This is a genomic window from Streptomyces capparidis, assembly GCF_054782095.1.
The window spans coordinates 36017-43652 of record NZ_BAAGTD010000058.1 but is presented as its reverse complement, the minus strand read 5'-3'; the positions used below and the strand labels follow the sequence as shown (position 1 = coordinate 43652).

Here is a 7636-nt window from a genome sequence, read left to right as displayed (position 1 = left end):
CGAACACGCCGTGTCCACCGTCACCGCGGGCCCTTCGAGCCCGAACGTGTACGCCACCCGGCCCGACACCACGCTGCCCGCCGTGCCGGTGAGGGCGTAGCCTTCGGCCTCGTCGGGCATCCGGTCGGCGTGGGCGGAGTAGTCGTGGTACATCAGCCCGGCGAACACTCCGGTCCGGGAGCCCTTGAGCGTCGCCGGGTCGATGCCCGCCCGCTCGAACACCTCCCACGAGGTCTCCAGCAGCAGCCGCTGCTGCGGGTCCATCGCCAGTGCCTCGCGCGGGGAGATCCCGAACAGCGCCGGGTCGAACAGCCCGGCGTCGTACAGGAACCCGCCCTCCCGGGCGTAGGACGTCCCCACCCGCTCCGGGTCCGCGTCGAACAGCCCGTCCAGGTCCCAGCCGCGGTCCGCGGGGAACTCCCCCACGCCGTCGGCGCCGTCCAGCACCAGCCGCCACAGGTCCTCGGGCGAGGCCACCCCGCCCGGGTAGCGGCAGGCCATGCCGACGATCGCGATCGGCTCGTCGTCCGGCGGCAGGGGGCGCGGGCCGGGCCGCGCATCGGTGTCGGGGGTGGTGGTGTCCGGCGTGCCCAGCAGTTCGGCGCGCAGGTACGCGGCCACGGCGGCCGGGGTGGGGTGGTCGAAGATCAGGGTGGGGGGCAGTCGCAGGCCGACGGCCGCACCGAGCTGGTTGCGCAGTTCGACGGCGGTCAGGGAGTCGTACCCGAGTTCCCGGAAGGGCTGGTCGTCGCCGATCGCGGCCGCCGAGGAGTGGCCGAGGACGGCGGCCGTGCGCTCGCGCACGAGATCCTGGACGAGGTGGAGCCGCCCTGTCTCCGGGAGGCGGGCGAGCCGGTCGGTGAACGTCCCGCCGTCGCGGTCGCCGGTGCCGGGGGCGGCCCGGTGGGGGGTGGCGGGCACCAGGTGGCGCAGCATGTCCGGCACGGGGCGGCCGGTGGGGTGGGCGCGCAGCCCGGCGAGGTCCAGCCGCGCGGGGACGAGCAGGGCGTCGGCGCGCCGGACGGCGGTGTCGAACAGCGCCAGGCCCTGCTCTGCGGGCATGGGCAGGACGCCGGAGCGGGCCATGCGCGCGCGGTCGGCCTCGGTCATGGCGGCGGTCATGCCGCTGGCGGGCGCCCACAGGCCCCAGGCCAGTGAGGTGGCGGGCAGCCCCTGGGCGCGGCGGTGGTGGGCCAGGGCGTCGCAGAAGGTGTTGGCCGCGGCGTAGTTGGCCTGGCCGGGGCCGCCGAGCACGCCGTTGACGGAGGAGAAGAGGACGAACGCGGAGAGGTTGGCGTCCCGGGTGAGCTCGTGCAGGTTCCAGGCGGCGTCGGTCTTCGGCAGCATCACCCGGTCCACCCGCTCGGGGGTGAGCGCCTCGACGACGCCGTCGTCGGTGACCCCGGCGGCGTGGAGCACGGCGGTGAGCGGGTGCTCCGCGGGGACGCGGGCCAGCAGGGCGGCGAGCGCGTCGCGGTCGGCGGCGTCGCAGGCGGCGACGGTGACGTGGGCGCCGAGGGCGGTCAGCTCGTCCCGCAGTTCGGTGGCGCCCTCGGCGTCGGGGCCGCGCCGCCCGGTCAGGAGGAGCCGGGTGACGCCGTGCCCGGTGACCAGGTGGCGGGCGAGGAGGCCGCCGAGGGTGCCGGTGCCGCCGGTGATCAGGACGGTGCCTTCGGGGTCGATGCCGGGGGCGGCGGAGCCGGGTTCGGCTGCCGCGGGGACGAGCCGGGGGACGGTCACCGTGCCGCGGCGCACGGCCGCCTGCGGGGCGCCGGAGGTCACGGCGGCGTGCAGCGCGGCGGGGGAACCGTGCTCGTCGTCCAGGTCGATGAGCTGGAAGCGGCCGGGGTGCTCGGTCTGCGCCGACCGGATCAGGCCCCACGCGGGGGCGTGGACGAGGTCCACGGCGGTGTCGCCGGGTCCGGTGGCGACGGCGCCCCGGGTGAGGACGACCAGGCGGGTGCCGCCGAACCGGTCGTCGGCCAGGACGGACTGCGCCAGGGACAGCAGGCGGCTGGTGGCCGCCCGCGCCTGTGCCGCGGGGCCGGGGCCGGTGCCGTCCGCCGCGTGGGACGGGGCGTGCACCGTCAGCAGGACGTCGGGGGCCGGTGCGCCGGCTTCCACCGCGGCGACGAGGGCGGCGAGGTCCGGGTGGGCGGCCGGCGCGGCGCCGTGCGCGGCGAGGGCGGCGGACAGCTCGTGCGCCGCGGCGCCGAGCAGGGCCCAGCGGGCGGGGGGCTCCCGGTGCGCGGCCGGGGCGGCCGGGGTCCACTCCACGCGGTGGAGGCCGTGGTGCGCGGCGGAGCGCAGGCCGTCCGGGGACAGCGGGCGCAGCGTCAGCGACTCGACCACCGCCACGAGCCGGCCGTCGGTGTCGGTCGCGGTGAGGGTCAGGGCGCCGTCGGCGGACGGCACGGCCCTCACCCGCAGGGTGGTGGCGCCGGTGGCGCGCAGTGACACGCCGGTCCAGGCGAAGGGCAGCAGCAGCCGGGTGGCCTGCTCGGGAGAGCCGAGCAGGGCGGTGTGGAGGGCCGCGTCCAGCAGGGCGGGATGGACGCCGAATCGTTTCGCCTCGTCCTGCTGCGCCGGGGACAGCGCCACCTCGGCGAACACCTCGCCGCCGGGCGTTCCCCCGGGCAGGGGCGGGCGGCGCCAGGCGGCGCGCACTCCGCGGAACTCGGGGCCGTACTCGTATCCGGCCGCGGCGAGCTCCGCGTACATCTCGTCCGGCGGCAGGGGGGTGCCGGCGGGCGGCCACTGCTCGGCCGGGCGGGCCGCGGGAGGGGCCTGCGTCCCCGCCCCGGCGGCCGTGAGGAACCCTCCGGCGTGCCGGGTCCACGGCGCGTCGGGGGCGCCCTCGGGGCGGGCGTGGACGCTCACCGGCCGGCGGCCGGACGGCTCGGGCGCCCCCACCGAGACCCGCAGGTGGACGCCGCCGCGCTCCGGCAGCGGCAGCGGCGCGGCGATGGTGAGCTCCTCGACGCCGAGGCAGCCGGCCTCGCGGGCGGCGTGCAGCGCCATCTCCACGAAGGCCGTGCCGGGGACGAGGACCGTGCCGGCCACCATGTGGTCCGCCAGCCACGGGTGGGTGTCGAGGGCCAGCCGGCCGGTGAGCAGCAGCCCGTCCGACTCCGGCAGTTCGACGGCGGCGGCCAGCAGGGGGTGGTCGGCCGCGGCGAGACCGGCCGAGGCGAGGTCCCGGCCGCCGGGGGCCGGGGTGAGCCAGTGGCGTTCGCGCTGGAAGGGGTAGGTGGGCAGCTCCACCCGGCGCACGTCGTGCCCCGCGAACGCCGCCGCCCAGTCCACGGGGGCGCCGGCGACGTGGGCCTCGGCGAGCGCGGTCAGCAGGCGGGGCCGCCCGCCGTCGTCGCGGCGCAGGGTGCCGACGACGGCGGCCTCGACCGCGGCCGCCTCGGCGGTCTCCTGGATGCCGACGGTGAGCACCGAGTGCGGGCTGACCTCGATGAACAGCCGGTGCCCCGCGGCGAGCAGGGACCGGGTGGCGCGTTCGAACTCCACGGGTTCGCGCAGGTTGCGGTACCAGTACCCGGCGTCCAGGCCGGTGGTGTCGAGCGGCCCGCCGGTCACCGTGGAGAAGAACCGGGCCTCGGCGGCGCGCGGCGTGACGGGGCCGAGGGCGGCGAGCAGGTGCTCGCGGATCGCCTCGACCTGCGGGGTGTGCGAGGCGTAGTCGACGGGGACGCGGCGGGCCCGCACCTCGCGGGCGGCGCACTCGGCGAGCAGCTCGCCGAGGGCCGCCGGGTCGCCGGCGACCACCGTGGAGGACGCGCCGTTGACGGCGGCCACCGACACGCGGCCCGCCCAGGGGGCGATCAGCTCCCGGACCTCGGCCGCGGGCAGCGCGAGCGACATCATGCCGCCGCTGCCGGCCAGGGCGGGCAGCGCCCGGCTGCGCAGGGCGACCACGCGGGCGGCGTCGGGCAGGGACAGCGCCCCGGCCACGCAGGCGGCGGCGATCTCGCCCTGGGAGTGCCCGACCACGGCCGCGGGGCGCACGCCGTGGGCGCGCCAGACCTCGGCGAGGGACACCATCACCGCGAACAGCGCGGGCTGGACGACGTCCACCCGGTCCAGGTCGGGGGCGCCCGGGGCGCCGCGCAGCACGTCCTCGAGCGACCAGTCCACGTGCGGGGCGAGCGCCTCGGCGCACTCCCGTATCCGGGCGGTGAACACCGGCGAGGAGTCGAGGAGCCCGCGGGCCATGCCGGGCCACTGCGAGCCCTGCCCCGGGAAGACGAAGACGGCTTCGCGGGCCGCCCCGGGCCCGGCCGTGCCCCGCACCAGGCCGGGGGTCTGCCGTCCCTCGGCGAGCGCGGTGAGGGCGCGCACGGCGTCGTCCCGGTCCGTGACCGTGAGCACCGCCCGGTGGGGGAAGGCGGCGCGGGTGGTGGCCAGGGAGTGGCCGATGTCGGCGAGGCGGGCCCGGGGGTGCGCGTCCAGGTGGGCGCGCAGGCGGGCGGCCTGGGCGCGCAGCGCCGGCTCCGCGGCGGCGGACAGCACCCACGGAACGGTCCCCGCGCTCTCCGCCCGGTGGCCGCCTGGGGCGGCGGTGCCGGTCGGCGGCTCGTCGGTGCCGCGGTCCAGCTCCATGATCACATGGGCGTTGGTGCCGCTGATGCCGAAGGAGGACACCGCCGCCCTGCGGACGCCGCCGCGGTCCGGCCAGGGCACGGTCTCGGCCAGCGGCACGACCCGCCCGGACGACCAGTCCACGTGGGGTGTCGGCTCGTCCAGGTGCAGGATGCGGGGCAGGGCGCCGTGCCGCATCGCCAGCACCGTCTTGATCACTCCGGCGACGCCCGCGGCGGCCTGGGTGTGCCCGATGTTGGACTTCAGCGAGCCCAGCCACAGCGGCCGGTCCTCGTCGCGGCCCTGCCCGTACGTGGCCAGCAGCGCCTCGGCCTCGATGGGGTCGCCGAGCCGGGTCCCGGTGCCGTGCGCCTCGACCGCGTCGATGTCGTGCGGGGCGAGGCCCGCGTTGGCGAGGGCCTGCCGGATGACGCGCTCCTGGGCGGGGCCGTTCGGCGCGGACAGGCCGTTGCTCGCGCCGTCCTGGTTGACCGCCGTGCCGCGGACGACGGCCAGCACCCGGTGGCCGTGGCGGCGCGCGTCGGACAGCCGCTCCACCAGCAGCATGCCCGCGCCCTCCGCCCACGCGGTGCCGTCCGCCGCTGCGGCGAACGGCTTGCACCGCCCGTCGCGGGCCAGGCCGCGCTGGCGGCTGAACTCGGCGAACATGCCGGGGTTGGCCATGACGGTCACGCCGCCGGCCAGGGCCAGGGTGCAGTCGCCCTGGCGCAGCGCCTGGGCGGCCAGGTGCAGGGCCACCAGCGAGGAGGAGCAGGCGGTGTCGACGGTGACGGCGGGGCCTTCGAGCCCGAAGGTGTAGGCGATGCGCCCGGAGGCGACGCCTGCCGTGGTGCCGGTCAGCACGAAGCCCTCGACACCGTCGGGGGCCTGGTGCAGCCGCGGCCCGTAGTCCTGCGACATGGCGCCGACGAACACCCCGGTGCGGGTGCCCCTGACCCGGGCGGGGTCGATCCCGGCGCGTTCGAACGTCTCCCAGGAGGTCTCCAGCAGCAGCCGCTGCTGCGGGTCCATGGCCTGGGCCTCGCGGGGGGAGATCCCGAAGAAGGCGGCGTCGAACCGGTCGGCGTCGTGCAGGAAGCCGCCCTCGCGGGCGTACGAGGTGCCGGGGCGGTCGGGGTCGGGGTCGAACAGCGCGTCCAGGTCCCAGCCGCGGTTGGTGGGGAATCCGGTGATGGCGTCGCCGTCGGAGGCCAGCAGCCGCCACAGCTCCTCCGGGCTGTGCACGCCGCCGGGGAACCGGCACGCCATGCCGATGACGGCGATGGGCTCGTCGTGGGCGGGCGCGGGCGCCTCCGCGCCGGTGTCGGCGGCCGGGTCGGCGGTGCCGCGGATCCCGGCGCGCAGCCGCCGGACCAGGGCGGCGGGCGTGGGGTGGTCGAAGACCACGGCCGCGGGCAGCCGCACACCGAGGGCGCCGACGAGCCGGTTGCGCAGCTCCAGCGCGGTGGAGGACTCCACGCCCGCGTCGCGGAACGGCCGGTCGGGGTCGAGGTCGCCGCCGGCCGGCTCGCCGAGGACCGCGGTCAGCTCGTCGCGGACCAGGGCGGCCAGGGCGCGGTCCAGTTCGGGGTCGGGCAGTGCGGCGAGGCGCTCGGCGGGGGCGGCGGAGACCGCGGGCGGGTCCTGCGGGCCGGGTCCGGGGGCGGGCAGCTCCGCGGGCCGCGGCTCGGCTCCGGCGAAGACGGCCCGCCAGTCGGGGGTGACCCCGTGCACGTGCAGGTCGGCGACGGCGGTCAGGAACCGGCGCGGGCCGCCCTGGTCGCGGCGGAGGGTGCCGAGGACCCCGGCGTCGCTGCCCGCGTCGTCGAGGGTCTGCTGCATGCCCAGGGTCAGCACCGGGTGGGCGCTCACCTCGACGAACGCCGCGGGCCGCACGGCGAGCGCGGCGCGGACGGCCTGGTCGAACAGGACGGGCTGCCGGGCGTTGCGGTACCAGTGGCCGGCGTCGAGCTCCGCGGTGTCGATGCGGCCGCCGGTCACCGCCGAGTAGAAGGGGATGTCCGAGGGGCGCCCGGTGACCGTCGCCATGTCGTGCAGCAGCCGGTCGCGCAGGGGGGCGAGCTGCGGGGAGTGGGCGGCGTAGCGGATGCCGACGGTGCGGCCGCGCACGTCCTGGTCCGCCAGTCGGGCCCGCAGTTCCTCGATCGCCTCCGGGTCCCCGGAGACCACCGTCCAGGAGGGGCTGTTGACGCCGCCGACGGCCAGCCGGTCGCCCCAGGGCCGCAGCAGCGGGTGCAGCCGGTCCGCGGGCAGCGGCACGGAGAGCATGCCGCCGCGGTCCGTCAGCTCGGCCTGGACCCGGCTGAACAGGGCGATCCCCCGCATCGCGTCCGGCAGCGCCAGGGCGCCCGCGACCTGGGCGGCGGCGAACTCGCCGATGCTGTGGCCGACCACGGCCGCGGGCTCGACGCCGTAGGAGCGCCACAGCGCCGCCAGCGAGATCATCACCGCGACGAGCGCGGGCTGCACGACCTCCGGCCGCGTCCAGTCCCCGTCGTCCCCGCCTTGGGTGAGGACTTCGGTGACGGACCGTTCGGCGTACGGCGCGAGCGCCTCGTCGCACTGCTCCAGGTGCGCGCGGAACACGGGGGCGGACTCCAGCAGTTCGCCCGCCATCCCGGCCCACTGCGCGCCCTGCCCGGGGAAGACGAACACCGCCCCGGACCCGGATCCGGCGACGTGGTGGAGCAGGTGCGGGGCGGTGGTTCCGCCGGCCAGTGCGCGCAGGCCCGCCAGGTGGGCCTCGCGGTCGCCCGCGACGATCGCCGCGCGGTGCCGGGAGGCCGGCCCCGGGGCCGGGGAGCCGGTCGCCAACGCCCAGCCGATGTCGGCCGGGCGCAGCTCGGGGCGGGCGCTCACATGCTCCCTGAGGCGCTGGGCCGCCGACCGCAGCGCGTGCTCGGTCGGGGCGGCCATCACCCAGGGAAATACCGGGGAATCGCTTTCCTCACGCCGCAGAGAACGCGATTCTTCCATGCCAAGCTCCCCGTACCCAATGGAATTCCATATGGAAACCCGCCCAGAC

1 protein-coding gene is annotated in these 7636 nt (G+C 77.8%); it reads right to left on the bottom strand.

What is annotated here, in order from left to right; all coding sequences use genetic code 11:
* On the bottom strand, positions 1-7527 hold a 7527-nt coding region (locus ACYVO2_RS32350), incomplete at its 3' end, for an SDR family NAD(P)-dependent oxidoreductase (RefSeq protein ID WP_461011644.1).
* Positions 7528-7636: the final 109 nt, after the last annotated feature.